Source organism: Saccharospirillum salsuginis (assembly GCF_014651855.1).
GTDB lineage: Bacteria > Pseudomonadota > Gammaproteobacteria > Pseudomonadales > Natronospirillaceae > Saccharospirillum > Saccharospirillum salsuginis.
The window spans coordinates 205,268-222,458 of record NZ_BMXR01000009.1 but is presented as its reverse complement, the minus strand read 5'-3'; the positions used below and the strand labels follow the sequence as shown (position 1 = coordinate 222,458).

Sequence of the window (17,191 nt, the reverse complement as noted above, 5' to 3'; positions counted from 1 at the left end):
GAGATCCCCAGCCTATGCGCAACAACCAGCCTGTCACAGACACCGAGTACACGCTGCAAGAGGGACAGCAGCTTATTTCCTCCACGGATACACAGGGAAACATCCGCCACTGCAATCAGGACTTCGTCGAGGTCAGCGGGTTCAGCCATGACGAACTGATCGATCAGCCCCACAACATTATCCGTCACCCGGACATGCCGCCGTCCGTTTATGAAAACATGTGGTCCTATCTGAAGGACGGTCAGCCATGGATGGGGCTGGTCAAGAATCGTCGTAAAAACGGGGATTATTACTGGGTCAGCGCTTACGTCACGCCCCTGCTTCATAACGGTCGCATCGTTGGCTATGAATCCGTTCGGGTCAAACCCAAACCGGAGGACATCGAACGGGCCGCCCGAGTGTATCAGCGTATCAACGAGGGCAAGCACCCGTTGCCACCGGTGAAGCGTATATTGCACAAGGTCTACGGCTGGGCCCCTGCCAGCCTGGCCATGGCCGCCGTACTGGTGACCGGCTGGCAAACGAACAGCTGGACCACCGCCTGGCTCGCCGTCGTCCTGATGCTCGGCATTGTCCAGTTCAACCAGTACAACCGTCGCATCATCGTCAAAGCGCTGATGGAGCGCATGACCGGTCGCTTCAGCGACCCGCTGGTGGCCCTGACCTACTCCGACGCACCCGGCGCGGTCACCCGCCTGGAATTGGCACTGGAAAGCGCCAACGCCCACCTCAACACCGTCCTGACCCGGATCAACGACGCCGCGGCCAACGTCAGCCGGGAATCCGTCCATTCCCGGGGGCTGGCGGAAAGCTCGGCGCAGGGCATAGACGAGTTGCAGGGTGAAGCGACCCAGATCGCGGCGGCGGTTAACGAAATGTCCGCGACCATTCACGAGGTGTCCGGCAACGTGCAGGACACCGCCGGCGAAGCCGACACCGCGCATGAACTGGCCGACAAAGGCACCGAAACCGTCCGACTGGCACGCCAGGGCATTCAGGAACTGGCCGAAGCGGTGGAATCCATCGGAAAGACGGTGAACGAGGTCGTGACCGAAACCGAGTCCATCTCCAAGGCCGCCGAATTGATCCAGAACGTCACCGAGCAGACCAACCTGCTGGCCCTGAACGCGGCCATCGAAGCCGCCCGCGCCGGTGAACACGGACGCGGTTTTGCCGTGGTCGCCGACGAAGTGCGTTCACTGGCCATCCGCACAGCGGATACCACGACCCAGATCCAGACCATCATCGACAATCTGAAATCCAAGACCGGCGAAGCCGAAGCCGCCGCCGAGCGCGGTCGGGAAATCGCCGAACAAAGCGTCGGCCGGGTGGGCGAAGCCGACACCGCGCTGCACGACATCGCCGCCGCGGTGACCCGCATCACCGAGATGACGCATCAGATGGCGACCTCGATCGAGGAACAAAGCCAGGTCGCTGAGGAAATCAACCAGCAACTGACGCGCATCACCAGCCTGGCCGACAACAGCCTCGACCAGGGACGCGCCTCCGCCGACGGAGCGATCAAGTTGCACAAGCTGGCCGACGAACTGCACGAGTTGGTGGAGTGGTTCAAGCTGTAAGCGTGGGCCGGGCTTGATTCCCCGCCATCAATATCAGTGTCGGATTACGCCCTTCGGGCTAATTCGACCTACTTGGCACTGCGTTTGGTAGGGTGGGTCGGTGCGTCTGGTCCGGCACCCCGGTCTCGGCCGCCCACCATGGCTCAGCAAAGCGTGTAGGTTGGATCGGCCGGCGCTCCGGTAGCGCGAGAGCGCGTAATCCAACAATCAACCCGTACCATAAGTGACGACAGGCCGGAGTGACGGACCAGACGTACCGATCCAACCAAATGACCTGGTGGGCCGTGCCCACCCTACACAGCCCCGCTCAAAGCCCGCTGTCACGCCATTTCAACAGGCCGCCATGGATGTTGGCGACCCGCTCGAAACCGTTCTCCTTGAGGATCGAAACCGCCATGGCCGAGCGGCGACCGGATCGGCAAAAGCAGACCACCGGTTTTTCATTGGGTACTTCCCCGACCCGCTCGCGCAGCTGACTCAACGGAACGATCACGGCACCGTCCAGTCGGTCGTATTCGTTTTCCAGCTCTTCGGCTTCCCGCACATCCAGAATGGTGATTTCCGGCTGATGCTGGTGCACCCATTCCGGTTCGACCTCCGGTACTCCGGAAAAGGTCACCCGCACATCCGCCCAATCCGGCTCGCTTGGAGCCTGTCCGTCTTCCGGCATGCCGCTGCGCAAATTCGCCGGTAACGCGATGTCGATCTTCTTGGGGTGCGGCAACCGCATCGCCTTCATGTACCCGACGAAATCCTGTTCACTGGCGCCGCCGCCCACGCGGGGGTTGAACGCCTTTTCTTCGCCCACCGTCGACCGTGTCCGGCCGGCGTAATCGTGGGCGGGGTAAATGATGCAATCGTCGGGCAGTGAAAAGATCTGTTCGGTGATGGAGTGAAAAAGCGTACCGGCATTGCCCTGCTGGAAGTCGCTGCGGCCACACCCCCGGATCAACAGCGCATCGCCGGTGAACGCCATCTTGTGGTCTTCCGTCACATACGTCACACACCCATCGGTATGGCCCGGCGTCGCCCGCACCTCCAGATGGTGGCGACCGAAGGCAATCCGATCGCCGGGTTTGACCTGGACATCAACGGGGTCGGCACCAACAGCCTCGGCACTGACGATCTTGCAGCCGGTTTTCTGCTTCATCAGCCAGGCCGCCGTGACATGGTCCGCATGGCAATGGGTGTCCAGTACGTATTTCAGGGTCAGATTCAGTTCGTCCAGCAGCGCCCGGTCGCGCTGAACCTGCTCGTATACCGTATCGATGTAGACCGCTTCGCGCGTGTCCTCGTCGGCCAGCAAATAGGTATAGGTCGATGAAGTGGCGTCGTACAATTGTCTGAAAATCATGATGGCCTCCTGCACTATATTAGTTTCCGCGAATATAGATGACATACAGCGCAATGCAAGCCTTTTGGCAGCCACCCTTGCGTTGAGTCAAGATCGCAATTCCCGCGCCACAATTGCGACCGTCGCCAAGGCCCTGTTATCTTAGCTCCCGCTTGTCGGCAAGCCCCCAATACCCCATGGCTGCCATGTTCAAAACCGACCCCAAGGAATCACCCTATGGACTACATTCTGTCCTTGCTCGCCAGTCCGGAAGCCTGGATCGCCCTGGCCACGCTCATCGTCATGGAAGTGGTACTCGGCATCGACAACCTCATCTTCATCTCAATCCTGACCAACAAACTGCCCGAGGAACACCGCGAGCGGGCTCGCAAGCTCGGCATCGGCATGGCTCTGGTCATGCGCCTGGTACTGCTCGGCACCGTCGCTTTCATCGTCCAATTGACCGAACCGCTGTTCGAGGTTTTCGGCCAGGGCTTCTCCTGGCGCGACCTCATCCTCATCGCCGGCGGGCTCTTCCTGGTCTGGAAAGCCACTCGCGAAATCCACCACAACGTCGACCCCGACCCGGATGCGGCCTATTCCGAATCCGACAAGGCCAGCATCGGCGTCACCGCCGCCATCGCCCAGATCCTGGTGCTCGACCTCGTCTTCTCCATCGACAGCATCATCACCGCCGTCGGCATGACCGACCATATCCCCATTATGATGGCCGCCGTCATCGTCGCCGTCAGCGTCATGCTGCTCGCCGCCACCCCGCTCGCCAACTTCATTCACCACAACCCGACCATCGTCATGTTGGCTCTCGGCTTCCTGCTGCTCATCGGCACCACCCTCATCGCCGACGGCTTCGGCGCCCACGTCCCCAAAGGCTACATCTACGCCGCCATGGGCTTCTCCGCCCTCATCGAAGGGCTCAACATGCTCTCGCGCCGGGCCCGGGCACGCCGCCGCGCCAGTCAGTCGTAAAAGCACTCAGCCACCTGCGCCACCGTTTTCGGTGGCGCTTGCCCGGATGGTGTGCTGAACTTTTAAATATTGACGCGCCCTGATCCGGAAAAGAGGCTCTTAGGTATTGTATCTATTGGCCGATACTTGAATTCGAGATTGGAGAGCCATTAACGCTGCAGTCCAGCGACGGATGCCCGGTGCACTCATCGGGGGATGTTCGAGGCAGGATGCCGAGGTCAAGCCCCCAGGGATGGGTTCACGGCGACCCCCGAGGAGTGTACCGGGCAGCCGGCGCGGGTTCCCGGCAACACTAGTCACCCAACACCAGGGGAGCATAGGCCCACATGTCCAGCAAGGCGAAACACGCCCAGAAGTTGCTGCTATTTACCTTGGCCGAGCGACAAACCTTCGCGATCGGAACGCTGAAGATCCGGGAGATCATCCCCTACGTCCAGCTCACCAAGCTGCCCCAGGACCACCCCGCTGTCCTGGGCGCCACCACCTTCCGGGGCACCACCATACCGGTGATCGACATGGCCGCCGCCGTCGGCTACAAACCGCTGACGCCCGAAGAGACCCGGAACGGCGCCATCATCATCACCGACTGCCAGCGCAAGGAAATCGGTTTTCTGGTGCGCGGCATCGAGAAAATCGTCGACACCGACTGGCGCGACGTCAAACCACCACCCGACATGCTCGGCAAAAAGGCCTTTCTCACCGGCCTGGTCACCGTTCAGGACAAAACCATCCAGTTGCTGGATGTCGAACTGCTGCTTTCCCTGATTTATCCGGAACCCCCGGAAAAACGCCGCGCCGTACTGACCGACCTGCAACGCGAACAGCTCAAACCGTTGAATATCCTGCTGGTGGACGACTCCCATGTCGCGCGAAAACAGCTATCCGAAGCGCTCGACAGCATCAATATCCCCTACCAGGTCACCACCAACGGCATCAAGGCGCTCGAACACATGGAAAAAGTGGCCGAGAGCGGCAACCCCGTGGACATACTCGTCAGCGACATCGAAATGCCCGGTCTGGACGGCTACGAGCTCGCGTTTACCGTGCGCGACACACCCGCGCTGAAACAGGCCTACATCATCCTGCACACCTCGCTGAACAGTGAGATGAGCCTGAGTTACGCCAACCAGGTCGGCGCCAACGAAGCCCTGACCAAGTTCGACGCCGAAGAACTGGTGCATGCCATGCTGCGCGGGGCCAAGTCGCTGACCGGCGACTGACCCCCTTGGCAATTCCGGCCCAGCGCCTCTATACTGTATATTTAAACAGTATCATATGGAGGCGTCATGGCCGTACAACTCCTCGGGCGCTCGGATGCGGGCCCGCAACTGAACCTGCCCCTCTACATCGAGGGTCAGTCCGCCGATCAGGCCGACCCGGACGACTTCGACGAGTTGCAGGGGGTGGACCTGAACAGTCTGTGCCTGCGCAACCCGCAAGCCAGCCTCTTCGTCGCCATGGACACCCAGGCCATGGAAGACGCCGGTATCCACGCCGGCGATGTCCTCGTGGTCGACCGGGCCCTGAAACCGGACCAGGGCCGGGTGATTCTGGCCGGCTTCCAGGGCGATCTACTGGTGCGGGAACTGGTATTGCGCCCCTCGCCCCGGTTGATCGCGAAGCATCCGGATTTCGAGGACCTGATCATTCCGGAACATTCGGAATTGGTGGTCTATGGCGTGGTAACCCAGGTCATTCATTCGTTGAGAATGGGAATATAACCGTGCGAAAACCCGAATTGAAAGGCAATCGGGCTTCGATTAATATAGCGGGGCGGACACAAATGCGCGCAAATACATCGGTTGGAAATAATCGGTTTGGCCCCATTGTCCGTAATCTGAAAGGTAATCGATCAACGGCTTAGTCCGGCGGAATCTCTCTGCCCAACCAGCCGCCGGAAAGTGATGGGCGGTCATAAGCCGTAATAAGTACGCAGTAATCACTCCGCACGGGTGATTGTTATCCCAACGGTTCTCATTGACAGCTAATTAACCGGATGCCTATGACTGAAGCAAAAGCCCTGATACAGGCTGAAGAACAGAAGATCCAGGAACAAATCCAGCAATACGAAGCCGCCCTCGCGGAATTGAAAAAAGCCAAGGAAACGGCCCTGAAAAAAGAAGAGGGTTTTTCACTGTATTTCAGTTATCTCGAAACGCTGGAAAAGGAATACGGTATTACCGAAGAGGATATTTTTTCGAGACGCAGCGTTCAGATCGGCGACTGGGTCACCAATACCCTGCCCCGTTTCCGAAATTCCGCGTTGATGAAACGGTTGGAAAAATTCATCGGTGACCGCCTGAAGCAGCAGGAACGAAAAACCGTCGGTGTGGGCCGCGGCCAACCCGCCAAGGATCTTCCCCCGGGTACCTACCGTCACCCGATGAGCCTGGAAAAAATCCAGAAGAAAACCCGCGCACCCAAGGAACTGAATAACTGGGTGATCGAAAACGGCCTGGAAAAAGTGCGCTCCTGGCGAATCGAGGAAGACTGATTCTTCAGTTACCGTCGTCTCCGATGAACCCACCCGCACCGCGTCACCGCGTGTGCGGGTGCGTATTGACCACTAGCCCATGGTCGGCATGGAGAACTCCGCCCCGCCACGAATACCCGTCGGCCATCGTGCCGTCACGGTCTTCATGCGGGTATAGAAGCGCACGCCGTCCTGGCCATGCATGTGCAAGGGGCCAAACAGTGAGCGTTTCCAGCCGCCGAAACTGTGGAACGCCATCGGTACCGGTATCGGTACATTGACGCCCACCATCCCCACCTGGATCGACTCGCAGAACTGCCGCGCCGTGTCCCCGTCCCGGGTGAAGATGGCTGTTCCGTTGCCGTATTCGTGTGCATCGATCAGACGAACAGCCTCGTCATAGGTGTCCACCCGCACCACGCTGAGTACCGGGCCGAAAATTTCCTCGTCGTAAATTCGCATACCGGGTTTAACATGATCGAACAGGGTCGGGCCGACAAAAAAGCCCTGCTCGTGACCGACCGCTTTGAATGCCCGACCGTCGACCACCAGACGGGCGCCCTGCTCGACTCCGGAGTCGATGTAGGCCAACACCTTGTCGGCGTGTTCACGGGTAACCAGGGGTCCCATATGGGGCTCGGGATCCTGGCCGGTGCCCGGGCCGACGCTCATATCGGCGATGGCCTGTTTGAGGTCCCGCACCAAATGGTCGGCGACCTCGTCGCCCACACATACGGCCACCGAAATGGCCATGCAGCGCTCTCCGGCCGAGCCGAAGGCCGCGCCCATCAATGAATTCACCACCTGGGCAGGGTCGGCATCGGGCATGATCACCATGTGGTTCTTGGCCCCGCCCAGGGCCTGAACCCGTTTGCCATGGCTGGAGGCGGTGGTGTAGATGTATTCGGCAATCGGGGTCGACCCGACAAAACTGACGGCCTGAACCCGGTCGTCGGTCAGCAGGACATCCACGGCCTCCTTGTCACCGTTGACCACATTGAACACACCGTCCGGCAGACCGGCCTCGGTCAACAGTTCCGCCAGCATGAGCGGCACACTCGGGTCTTTTTCGGAGGGCTTCATGACGAAGGTATTGCCGGCCGCGATGGCGATGGGAAACATCCACATCGGCACCATGGCGGGGAAATTGAACGGCGAGATACCGGCGCAGACTCCCAGTGGCTGCATCATCGAATAACTGTCGACACCGCCCCCGACATTCAGCGAATGCTCCCCCTTCAACAGATGAGGCATGCCACAGGCGAACTCGACCACTTCCATTCCCCGGGTCAGCTCCCCGAGTGCGTCTGAATAGACCTTGCCGTGCTCGCGTGAAATCTGCGTCGCAATGCGCTCGGCGTTGGCTTCGAGCAGCGCCTTGAATCGGAACATGACCCTAGCCCGCTTCAAGGGGCTCACCCGACGCCAGCCGTCGAACGCCCGCTCGGCCGCCGTGATCGCGGTTCGGGTCTCGTCGGCGCTCGACAGGGCCACCCTCAGGCTCTCTTCACCGGTTGCCGGGTTGTAGACCGGCGCGTCCCGGCCGCTGTCGCTGGCCAGGTTATGGCCGTCGATATAATTACCTAACATTGTCATGAATCGTTACCTCGTATCAGTGCGCTCGTCGCGCCAATGCCGGACGAGCCGGGGCTGAGTTATGCTTCGACGACCAGACCGGTCCGCTCGCAAAACTGTTTCAGATGACGATAACCCAACCGCGCGTAAGTCAGCGGATGGGCGACGGCCGGATCCTGTTCCGCCTCGACCACCAACCAACCGCTGTAGTCGTTCGCCTTCAGGCCCTGAAACAGCGTCGGGTAGTCGATGCAGCCGTCTCCGGGCACGGTGAACACGCCGTTGAGCACGGCATCGAGAAAACTCAGGTCGCGATTGCGGGCGTCTTTCAGCACCTCGGCACGGATGTCCTTGCAATGGACATGACAGATGCGGGCGGCGTAGGCCCGCTGAATCTCGATAGCGTCGCCACCGGCGTACATCAGGTGGCCGGTGTCCAATAGCAGGCCGACCGCGTCACTGGTGTTGTCCATCAGACGACGGACATCGGCGTCGGATTCGATCACGGTGCCCATGTGATGGTGGTAGGCGATCCGAACGCCTCGCTCCAGGCAATGCCGGGCCACGGCCTCCAGCCCCTCCGTCAGTCGTTCCCATTGCGCATCGGTCAGGGTCGGTCGGTGCGACACCGGTGTCTGCCGATCGCCGTGAACACAACCGGTGACCTCGCAAAACACCATGACGTCGGCGCCCAGCGATGCGAGCAGGTGCAGATGATCCTCAATGGCCGCCAGTTCCTCGGCCACCGACCGTTCCAGTAACCGGCTGCTGTACCAGCCGGAGACCAGACTCAGGCCGTGCCCGTCCAGTATCGGCCCCAGGGTGTCCGGGGTTCGGGGAAACTTGTTGCCCAACTCGAAGCCGGTGAAGCCGGCCTCGCGCCCTTCGCTCAGACAGACGTCCAGCGATGTTTCGGCACCCAGTGCGGGCATGTCGTCGTTGGTCCAGGTCAGGGGATTGATGCCCAGTCGTACACTCATGTTGGCAGCCTCAATAGGGTTGGTTTTTCTTCGCGGTGGCATAGTGGCGACGGGCGGACATCACTTCGTCGCGTGCGGACACCTCGGGCACGGCGACATCCCACCAGTCGCCGCCTTCGGAGGTGACGACCGGGTCGGTATCGAGACAGATCACTGTCGTGCGGTCGGCCAGACGCGCCCGACCCAGCGCCGCTTCCAATTCGACAATGCCGGACACCCGCTCGGCCTGGGTGCCGAGAGCCCGGGCATGGGCGGCGAAATCGATTCTGGGGGCGCCCTCAGGCACCGAGATACAATCTTCCAACAGGTTGTTGAACGGCGCGCCGCCGGTGGCCTGTTGCAAGCGATTGATGCATCCGAACCCACGGTTATCGAGCACGACGACGGTAAGCCGATACCCCGTCATCACGCTGGTCGCCAGTTCCGAATTCAGCATCAGGTAGGAACCGTCGCCGACCACAACGGTCACTTCGCGGTCCGGCTCGGCCATTTTCACGCCGAGCCCGCCGGCGATCTCGTAGCCCATGCAGGAATAGCCGTATTCGACGTGGTAACCGCCGGGGCGATCGGTCCGCCACAGCTTGTGCAATTCGCCGGGCAGTCCCCCGGCGGCACAGACGACGATGTCCGACGCCTCGGCCTGCCGCTTGACCGCACCGAGTACCTGGGCATCGGTGGGTAGACCGGAGGGCGATTCGACACCGTCGCGGGCCGTGACCCGGTCGTAATAAGCGTTCCAGTCGGCGGCTTCGGACGCCGCCCGTTCCACCCAGCCCGGTTCGCTGCACCAGTCGCCCAAACCGTCACTGAGCGCGGCCAAGCCGAGCCGGGCATCCGACACCAGTGTTTGAGCGCCCTGCTTGGCCGCATCGAACCGCGCCGCGTTCAGCTGGATCAACTGTTTGCCGGGGCGCCCCAACAGTGTCCGCGACGCCGTGGTGAAATCCTGCAGCCGGGCTCCGACCGCCAGAATCAGGTCGGCATCACGGGCCAGGCGGTTGGCGGCCCGGGTGCCGGTCACACCGATACCGCCGACCGCCAGCGGATGATCCCAGGCCAAAGCGCCCTTGCCGGCCTGGGTTTCGGCGACCGGTACGCCGTGGCGTTCGGCAAAGGCTCTGAGCGCTTCAACGGCACCGCTGTAGTGAACCCCGCCACCGGCCACCAACAGGGGTTGGCGGGCCGATTTCAACGCGGCTACGGCGGTGTCCAGCTCCCGCGGGTCGGCCGGCTGGCGACGAATCCGGTGTACCCGCTCTTCGAAGAACCATTGCGGATAGTCGTAGGCTTCGGCCTGAACGTCCTGACACAGAGCGAGCGTGGCCGGGCCACAATCCGCCGGATCCAGGAGCGTGTTCAGCGCGGCCGGGGCGCTGGTGAGGATCTGTTCCGGCCGGGTGATGCGATCGAAATAGCGACTCACCGGCCGAAAGCAGTCGTTCACGCTCATCGTCGGTTCACCGAAGTGCTCCACTTGTTGCAGTACCGGATCCGGCATTCGATTGGCGAACGTATCGCCCGGCAGCAGCAACACCGGCAACCGGTTGGCGTGAGCCAGGCCGGCGGCGGTGACCATGTTGGTCGCCCCCGGCCCGATGGAACTGGTGCACGCCATCATCCGCTGGCGTCGATTGGCCTTGGCGAAGGCGATGGCCGCGTGTGCCATGCCCTGTTCATTGTGCGCGCGGAAGGTCGGCAATGCCTCGCGGTGCTGGTACAGGGCCTCACCCAGGCCGGCGACGTTGCCGTGGCCGAAAATGGCGAAGACGCCTTCGAACAAGGGTACCGTTCCGGCCTCGGTTTCGATCTTCTGAGCGGCCAGGAAGCGCACCAGCGCTTGGGCCATGGTCAGTCTTAGGGTTGCCATCGTGCTCTCCTTCAACCGGCGACGCGGTTGCGCCAGCAATGAATCAATTCCAGGTAATTGTCGCTGACCCGTTGCACCAAGGTATCGTCGTCGATGCGCCCGGCCAGCCAATCCCGGCTGGGTTCGCCGAACAGGGTCCGTCCGACGGTGAATCCGCGACAAATGTCGAAGCCCGCGCTGTGATTGAAAGCCGCCTTCAATTCGTCGATCGGTGCGTCCAATCCGAGCAAAACCACACCGTGACAATGCGGATCCCGCTCGGTGATCAGCGTATCGAGTGTGTGCCAGGTATCGCGGCTTGGCGCCGGCAGTTTCCACCAGTCCGGAAAGATGCCCAGGTTGTAAAAGCGTTGCAGCGCCAGCGGCAGAGTGTCGTCGTTCGAAGGCCGATCCGACGGCGGAATCACTTCGATCAGCAACTCATGACCCGAAGCCAGACAGGCCCGGTACAACTCCTTGAGCTGGCGTTCCTGCGATAAACGCGTTTCGATCGGTTGATCCGGGTGATAAAAAACCAGGCATTTCACGACATGCTCGATCGGCCAATGCTTCAGTCGGGAGCCGATCGACCGCCCGCCTTCCAGCTCCAGTGGCATCGATCCCGGCAGTTCGACCGGCCGACCGATCCACCAGCCTCGTCCGGTGACTTCGTTCAACGCCTCCTGGCCAAAGGAATCGTCAATCAGCACGCCGACTTGGTCCGAAACCCCGCCGCGTTCGGCACCCCGTTCGGTCGCACGAATCAACAGGCGCTTCAGCGGTTTGATGCGCTCCGGATCGGCACCGACCTCGCGCGCCATGTCGAACAACTGCCGTCGGTGATCGAACGCCATACCGTAGATATCGCTCCAGTTTTTTTTGCGACGACCGGCGATCCGGTGCAACCGGTTCAGGCGCGTATCCCGTTCCGGTCTCGGGATGCTATCGGCTCGGGACAGATAGTCGTCCAGCTCGCGCGCATCGGGAATGGCCGGGGCGCAGCCGTGACGCGACACGACCAGGGCGCCACAGGCATTCGCGTAGTCGCAGCTTCGTTCATCCGATTCGCCGCGCAACCAACCGCGGAGAAAGCCGGATAGAAAGGCGTCGCCCGCGCCCAGGACATTCAACACCTCGACGCGAACCCCGGTGTGAACGTCGAACGACGATTCGGAATCCGGGATGGGACCGTTCAACACCGTGCAGCCCTGGGCGCCCAGTTTCAGCACCAGGGTGGCGTCGGTGAGCGCGCGAATGGCCCGCAGCGCCGTCACCGTATCCTCGCTGCCACCGGCAATGTGCATCTCTTCCTCGGTGCCCACGATCAGATCGCAGTCCGGCAGGATCGATTGGAGGTGTGCGGTGACCGAGTCCGAAGAGACGAAGCGGTTCTCCCCCTCCCCCGGACCGGTCAGGCCCCACAACACCGGACGGTAATCGATGTCCAGTATCACTCGGGTGCCGGCTTCGCGTGCGTATCGCATGGCGGTGCGACTGGTCTCGAACGTTTGGGCGGTGGAAAAGTGGGTGCCGGTGATCAGCAGCGCCCGGCTGGAGGCGATGAATTCGGGCGAGAAATCCTCGACGCTGACAGCCATGTCGGCACATTCGTGGCGGTAAAAGATCAGCGGAAAGGTGTCCCGGTCCTTCAATCCCAGAATCACTAGTCCGGTCAAACGGTCCGGGTCGGTCACCACATGACTGACATCCACACCGGCGCGCGCCAGTTCCTCGCGCACGAAACGCCCCATGTGTTCATCGCCCACCCGGGTCAGCATGGCGGATTTCAGTCCCAACCGGGCGGTGCCATAGGCGATATTCCCGGACGAGCCGCCGAGGTATTTGGCAAAACTGCTGACGTCCTCGAGGCGGCTGCCCACCTGTTCGCTGTACAGATCCACGGCGGCCCGTCCCAGGCAAATCAGATCCAGGGGGCGATGTTCCACATCACTGGGTTTCGACATTGTAGGGTTCTCCTGCAGACAAAAAGGATACTCACAGGCGGATCCAACGACCTTCCGCGTGGGATTGTTCAATGGCATCGATGACCCGGTTGACCTCAAAGGCGGCGCGAAAATCCGGCCACAAAGGCCGGTCATTCACGATGCCTTCGACCAGGTCGCGCACTTCGATGGCCTTTTGATCGTTGTAGCCGATACCGTGGCCCGGGCCGACGCAGAAATGCGCGTAGTCCGGATGATCGGGGCCGATCAACAGGGTTCGGAATCCGGCGCGGTGACCCGGGTCGGTCGCGGTATAGAGTTTCAGTTCGCTCATCCGTTCCTGATCGAACACCAGGCTGCCCCGGGTGCCTGTGACTTCGTAGGTGAGCCCCATCTTGCGGCCCCAGGCAATGCGGCTGGTCTCCAGCGTGCCCTGGGCGCCGTTGTCGAAACGCACCAGGCAGTGGGCCTGGTCTTCGTTTTCCACCTCGGCGAATGCGCCCGGGTTACCGGCGACCGGTCGCTGCGGAATCACGGTTTTCAGATCGCCACTGACCTCGCTGATGCCACCGACCAGATACTGAGCCATATTGATGATGTGCGATCCCATATCGCCCAGCGTACCGCTGCCGGAAAACTCGCGCTTCAGACGCCAACTGTGCGGAACATTCGGATCCGCCAGGTAATCTTCATTGTGAGTGCCCCGGAAGTGCACGACCTCTCCGATTTCACCGGCGGCGATGATTTCCTTCGCCAACTGGGCGGCCGGATTCTTGGCGTAGTTGAACCCCACCAGTGTTTTAACCCCGGCGGTCTCGGCTGCCAACGTCATCTCCAATGCGTCGGTTGCGTTCAACGCCAATGGCTTTTCACAATACACATGCTTGCCCGCGGCGATGGCCGCCAGGGCCATGTCCTTATGCAAAAAATTCGGGGAACAGATATCGACCACGTCGACGCGATCGTCCCGCACCAGGGCCCGCCAATTGTCCGTGGCGCGGCGAAAACCCAGTTCGCGCGCTTTCTGTTCCGCCAGGTCCGCGGTCACTTCCGCCAGCAATTCACACGTCACGCTTGCGCTCAACGGAAAGACGGTCGGCGCGGCGTGATAGGCAATCGCATGGGCCTTGCCCATAAAGCCGGTGCCGACCAATCCGATGCGCAGTGTCTTATCGGTTGCCTGGGTCGAGGTCATGCGTTGGCCACCTTGTTCTGATCGGCTCGGGAAAACTCGCTCAACTCGGCTTCGAGTTCTTCCAGCTCGGCACCGCCGGCCATCATGCCCAATACTTCTTCACGGGTGACGTCGGATTTCAGATAGGTGCCCAGACTGCGCCCCCGGTTCAACAGCGTGAACCGATCCGCGATGGGATAGGCATGATGTACATTGTGCGTGATCAGAATGACGGCCAGTCCTCGCGCCCGTGCCTTGGCCACCACCTTCAAAACATTGGCGCATTGCTTGACGCCCAGGGCTGCCGTAGGCTCGTCGAGAATCAGCACCTTGGCGCCGAAATGAATGGCCCGCGCGATGGCCAGACACTGTCGCTCGCCTCCCGACATGGTGCCGATGGCCTGTTCCGGGTCGCGCACATGAATGCCTATGTCCGCCAACCCCTGCTGGGCGATTCGGTTGGCGTTGTCAAGGTCGAAGCGTTTGAAAGGCCCCCACCCTTTGGTGATTTCCCGGCCCATGAAGAAGTTTCGGGTCACACTCATCAACGGCACCAGGGCCAGGTCCTGGTAGACCGTGGCGATGCCGTGATCCAGGGCGTCGCGCGGCGAGTTCAGCCGCACCGGCCGAGCTTCGTACAAATAGACGCCTTCACTCGGTTGGTGCACGCCGGACAAGGTCTTGATCAAGGTGGACTTGCCGGCGCCGTTATCGCCCAACAGGCAATGCACCTCGCCCATTTTGACCTGCATGTTGATGTCTTTCAGTGCGATGACGCTACCGAAGTAGCGGCTGACGTTCTGCAATTCGAGAATGAATTCGGCCATGATCCGCCCCTTATCAATGCGCTTCGGTGACGCGTTTGCGAATGTAGTTATTGAACAAAACGGCGACCAGCAACATCGCGCCCAGAAAGACACGGAACCAGTCGGAATTGAAACCGGCGAAATTGATGCCCATTTGCACCACACCGAAGATCAGGGCACCGAAACAGGCCCCTACGACAGAGCCATAACCGCCGGTCAACAAGGCTCCACCGATCACGGCGGCGATGATGGCTTCGAATTCCTTCAACAACCCGCGATCGGCCGCGGCCGAGCCGAATTCGAGCACCTGACAGGCCGCCAACACGGTGGCGCAGAAGGCGGTGAACATGAACAGGGAGATCTTGACCCGATCCGTCGGGACACCGACGTTCTTCGCGGCCTTGGCGTCGCCGCCCGTGGCGAAGATCCAGTTGCCGTATTTGGTGCGCATCAATACCCAGCTGCAGACGATCGCCAGCAGCATCCACCAGACGATCACCATGGGAATACCCGACACCAGTGGATCGCCATTTGGGTAGGTGCCGATCAGGCCGATGTTCGCCAACCAGGCGAACAGCCAACCGCCGATTTCCCCACCGAAAGCCGCTGCCAGCCAATCGCCTTCGGCGCGGTCATGCACTCCGCCGACAATGGTTCGATTGGTGAACAGGATCGACAAGGCGATGGTCAGGCCACGCAGAATGAACAGAAACGCCAGACTGACGATGAACGAAGGCAACCCCGTCTTGACGACGATAAAGCCATTGGTGAACCCGATGGCCAGGGCACCGCTGAAGGCGAACATCAGGGCTAACCAGACCGGCCAGTCCCAGTAGACGGCGGGGATGGCGATCATCATGCCGGCAAAACCGATCATGGAGCCGATGGAGAGATCGAATTCACCTCCGATCATCAGCATACAGGCCCCAATACCGATGATGCCGAGCTGGGCCGATACCGTCGTCCAGTTGAGCACACCGTCGGCGGCGAACATGCCGGAGTCCCCGGCGACGATGGCGAAAAACAGAAACACCAGGATGGCGCCGGAAATGGAACCGAGTTCCGGCCGGCTGAGCAGACGCTTCAGACGTGACACCTGTCGCAGGCGTTCGTCGTGGTTCTCGCTTGCCGCCTTGGCGGGTGCGGCTGCGGATGGGGTAGTCACCGACATGGGGAAGCTTACCTCTCTTATTGTCTTTGTTGACGGTCTTTTCTTCACTGCGCTTGCAGAACTGCACCCCAGAATAGAATGAATTTTCCAAATGTCAACGCTTTGGAATTATCGTTTTACAAAATTCCACACACCACCCTTGACAAGGTGGATCGGCGAGTTCATCTTTGCATTTGGAATTTTTATTCCATTTCAGAAAACAAAGAACAATAATTTCAATGCGACCCCTGATCCCCACGGAGTCGCACCCATTCGGACACAACGAGTTAGGAGAAGCTTCCATGAAACCTACAATAAGAAAACTCGGGACTCTGATTACCGTCAGCTTGATGGCAATCGCAACCGCCTTCGTTCCAGCTCAGGCCGCCGCCGAAGAACAGGACAGATTCGTTCTGATCAGCCATGCACCGGATTCCGATTCCTGGTGGAACACCATCAAGAACGCCATTCGGGAAGCCGGGGACGCGGTCGATGCCGAGGTGCAATACCGCAACCCCACCAATGGCGATTTGGCCGACATGGCCCGCATCGTCGAGCAGACCGTAGCCTCCAATCCGGACGGCATCATCGTCAGCATTGCCGACTATGACGTGCTCAAAGGCCCCATCGAAGACGCGGTGCGCCGAGGCATTCCGGTGATCACCATCAACTCCGGCACCCAGGAGCAAAGCGAGTCGTTGGGCGCGCTGCTCCACGTCGGCCAACCCGAGTACGACGCCGGTTACGGCGCGGGCTTGCAGGCCAAGAAGGCGGGTGTGAGCGACTTCCTCTGCGTCAACCACTACATCACCAATCCGGCCTCGGTCGAGCGCTGCCAGGGCTTCGCCGATGCGCTGGGTGTGGATTTGTCAGGCAACATGCTCGATGCCGGCATCGACCCGTCCGAAGTGGAACGCCGTGTCGAGGCCTTCATGCGCCAGCACCCGGACGTCGACGGCATTCTGGCCCTGGGTCCGAATTCCGCCCATCCGACGCTGCGTTATCTGGAACGGTCCCGCCAGGCCGGCGATGTCTTCTTCGCCACCTTTGACCTGAGCGGTCAGATCGCCGAAGCCATCAAGGCAGGTCACATCGATTTCGCCATCGACCAGCAGCCCTATCTGCAAGGCTACATGCCGGTCATCATGCTGTCGTTGTACCACCGCTACGGCATTATTCCGGCCAACCACCTGAACTCCGGCCCGGGTTTCATCACGGCCGACAATATCGCACAGGTGGAATCGCTGGCCGGCGAAGTACGCTGATTCACGGCCGACCAAGTCCGGTTCCGCAAGCGCGCCGCTTCCGGAACCGGCATCCCCCGTTGCATTTTTGGAAAATTCA

Annotated in this window: 14 protein-coding genes; 6 read left to right on the top strand and 8 right to left on the bottom strand. The window is 60.8% G+C overall.

Annotated elements, in window-relative coordinates:
- The first annotated feature begins 14 nt into the window (after positions 1 to 14).
- Positions 15 to 1,580 carry a methyl-accepting chemotaxis protein gene (locus tag IE111_RS17975; protein ID WP_189611315.1) on the top strand — a complete coding sequence of 522 codons (1,566 nt, stop codon included), beginning with the start codon at positions 15 to 17 and terminating at the stop codon, positions 1,578 to 1,580.
- A 307-nt stretch (positions 1,581 to 1,887) separates the two neighbouring features.
- Here the strand turns inward: IE111_RS17975 and IE111_RS17970 are convergent, their stop codons facing one another.
- Complete coding sequence (locus tag IE111_RS17970) at positions 1,888 to 2,934, bottom strand: MBL fold metallo-hydrolase (protein WP_189611313.1); 1,047 nt, start codon at positions 2,932 to 2,934, stop codon at positions 1,888 to 1,890.
- Positions 2,935 to 3,150: 216 nt separating this feature from the next.
- Here IE111_RS17970 and IE111_RS17965 point away from each other — a divergent pair, with 216 nt between their 5' ends.
- The 4 genes from IE111_RS17965 to IE111_RS17950 all read left to right on the top strand — a co-directional run bounded on the left by IE111_RS17965 (position 3,151) and on the right by IE111_RS17950 (position 6,394).
- On the top strand, positions 3,151 to 3,900 hold the full coding sequence (locus tag IE111_RS17965; protein ID WP_189611311.1) for a TerC family protein: 750 nt from the start codon (positions 3,151 to 3,153) through the stop codon (positions 3,898 to 3,900).
- Positions 3,901 to 4,226: 326 nt separating this feature from the next.
- Positions 4,227 to 5,120 carry a chemotaxis protein gene (locus IE111_RS17960; RefSeq protein ID WP_189611309.1) on the top strand — a complete coding sequence of 298 codons (894 nt, stop codon included), beginning with the start codon at positions 4,227 to 4,229 and terminating at the stop codon, positions 5,118 to 5,120.
- Between the two features lie 66 nt (positions 5,121 to 5,186).
- The gene (locus IE111_RS17955) at positions 5,187 to 5,621 is read left to right on the top strand and encodes a S24 family peptidase (protein ID WP_189611307.1); all 435 of its coding nucleotides are present in this window, start codon (positions 5,187 to 5,189) and stop codon (positions 5,619 to 5,621) included.
- 281 nt (positions 5,622 to 5,902) lie between these two features.
- Positions 5,903 to 6,394: a hypothetical protein gene (locus tag IE111_RS17950; protein ID WP_189611305.1), complete on the top strand. Its 492-nt coding sequence runs from the start codon at positions 5,903 to 5,905 to the stop codon at positions 6,392 to 6,394.
- A 72-nt stretch (positions 6,395 to 6,466) separates the two neighbouring features.
- Here IE111_RS17950 and IE111_RS17945 read toward each other — a convergent pair whose 3' ends face one another.
- The 7 genes from IE111_RS17945 to IE111_RS17915 are packed head-to-tail and all read right to left on the bottom strand — an operon-like array spanning position 6,467 to position 15,868.
- Positions 6,467 to 7,969: a CoA-acylating methylmalonate-semialdehyde dehydrogenase gene (locus tag IE111_RS17945; RefSeq protein ID WP_189611303.1), complete on the bottom strand. Its 1,503-nt coding sequence runs from the start codon at positions 7,967 to 7,969 to the stop codon at positions 6,467 to 6,469.
- 59 nt (positions 7,970 to 8,028) lie between these two features.
- On the bottom strand, positions 8,029 to 8,928 hold the full coding sequence (gene iolE / locus IE111_RS17940; RefSeq protein WP_189611301.1) for a myo-inosose-2 dehydratase: 900 nt from the start codon (positions 8,926 to 8,928) through the stop codon (positions 8,029 to 8,031).
- A gap of 10 nt (positions 8,929 to 8,938) precedes the next feature.
- On the bottom strand, positions 8,939 to 10,795 hold the full coding sequence (iolD, locus tag IE111_RS17935) for a 3D-(3,5/4)-trihydroxycyclohexane-1,2-dione acylhydrolase (decyclizing) (RefSeq protein WP_189611299.1): 1,857 nt from the start codon (positions 10,793 to 10,795) through the stop codon (positions 8,939 to 8,941).
- Positions 10,796 to 10,806: 11 nt separating this feature from the next.
- Entirely contained in the window at positions 10,807 to 12,738 is a 1,932-nt protein-coding gene (locus IE111_RS17930) for a bifunctional 5-dehydro-2-deoxygluconokinase/5-dehydro-2-deoxyphosphogluconate aldolase (RefSeq protein WP_189611297.1), read from the bottom strand.
- A 31-nt stretch (positions 12,739 to 12,769) separates the two neighbouring features.
- Positions 12,770 to 13,912, bottom strand: coding sequence for a Gfo/Idh/MocA family protein (locus tag IE111_RS17925; RefSeq protein WP_189611295.1), 1,143 nt, complete (start codon positions 13,910 to 13,912; stop codon positions 12,770 to 12,772).
- Entirely contained in the window at positions 13,909 to 14,718 is an 810-nt protein-coding gene (locus tag IE111_RS17920) for an ATP-binding cassette domain-containing protein (protein WP_189611292.1), read from the bottom strand. The genes IE111_RS17925 and IE111_RS17920 overlap by 4 nt, the downstream gene beginning before the upstream one ends.
- A gap of 13 nt (positions 14,719 to 14,731) precedes the next feature.
- Entirely contained in the window at positions 14,732 to 15,868 is a 1,137-nt protein-coding gene (locus IE111_RS17915; RefSeq protein WP_189611291.1) for an ABC transporter permease, read from the bottom strand.
- Between the two features lie 281 nt (positions 15,869 to 16,149).
- Between IE111_RS17915 and IE111_RS17910 the strand changes: the two genes are divergently transcribed.
- Positions 16,150 to 17,112 carry a sugar ABC transporter substrate-binding protein gene (locus tag IE111_RS17910; RefSeq protein ID WP_189611289.1) on the top strand — a complete coding sequence of 321 codons (963 nt, stop codon included), beginning with the start codon at positions 16,150 to 16,152 and terminating at the stop codon, positions 17,110 to 17,112.
- Positions 17,113 to 17,191 lie beyond the last annotated feature (79 nt).

Excerpts from the sequence above, each read along its gene's own strand:
- IE111_RS17975 (WP_189611315.1), top strand. The coding sequence starts at position 15 with ATGCGCAACAACCAGCCTGTCACAGACACCGAGTACACGCTGCAAGAG.
- IE111_RS17970 (WP_189611313.1), bottom strand. The coding sequence starts at position 2,934 with ATGATTTTCAGACAATTGTACGACGCCACTTCATCGACCTATACCTAT.
- IE111_RS17965 (WP_189611311.1), top strand. The coding sequence starts at position 3,151 with ATGGACTACATTCTGTCCTTGCTCGCCAGTCCGGAAGCCTGGATCGCC.
- IE111_RS17960 (WP_189611309.1), top strand. The coding sequence starts at position 4,227 with ATGTCCAGCAAGGCGAAACACGCCCAGAAGTTGCTGCTATTTACCTTG.
- IE111_RS17955 (WP_189611307.1), top strand. The coding sequence starts at position 5,187 with ATGGCCGTACAACTCCTCGGGCGCTCGGATGCGGGCCCGCAACTGAAC.
- IE111_RS17950 (WP_189611305.1), top strand. The coding sequence starts at position 5,903 with ATGACTGAAGCAAAAGCCCTGATACAGGCTGAAGAACAGAAGATCCAG.
- IE111_RS17945 (WP_189611303.1), bottom strand. The coding sequence starts at position 7,969 with ATGACAATGTTAGGTAATTATATCGACGGCCATAACCTGGCCAGCGAC.
- iolE (WP_189611301.1), bottom strand. The coding sequence starts at position 8,928 with ATGAGTGTACGACTGGGCATCAATCCCCTGACCTGGACCAACGACGAC.
- iolD (WP_189611299.1), bottom strand. The coding sequence starts at position 10,795 with ATGGCAACCCTAAGACTGACCATGGCCCAAGCGCTGGTGCGCTTCCTG.
- IE111_RS17930 (WP_189611297.1), bottom strand. The coding sequence starts at position 12,738 with ATGTCGAAACCCAGTGATGTGGAACATCGCCCCCTGGATCTGATTTGC.
- IE111_RS17925 (WP_189611295.1), bottom strand. The coding sequence starts at position 13,912 with ATGACCTCGACCCAGGCAACCGATAAGACACTGCGCATCGGATTGGTC.
- IE111_RS17920 (WP_189611292.1), bottom strand. The coding sequence starts at position 14,718 with ATGGCCGAATTCATTCTCGAATTGCAGAACGTCAGCCGCTACTTCGGT.
- IE111_RS17915 (WP_189611291.1), bottom strand. The coding sequence starts at position 15,868 with ATGTCGGTGACTACCCCATCCGCAGCCGCACCCGCCAAGGCGGCAAGC.
- IE111_RS17910 (WP_189611289.1), top strand. The coding sequence starts at position 16,150 with ATGAAACCTACAATAAGAAAACTCGGGACTCTGATTACCGTCAGCTTG.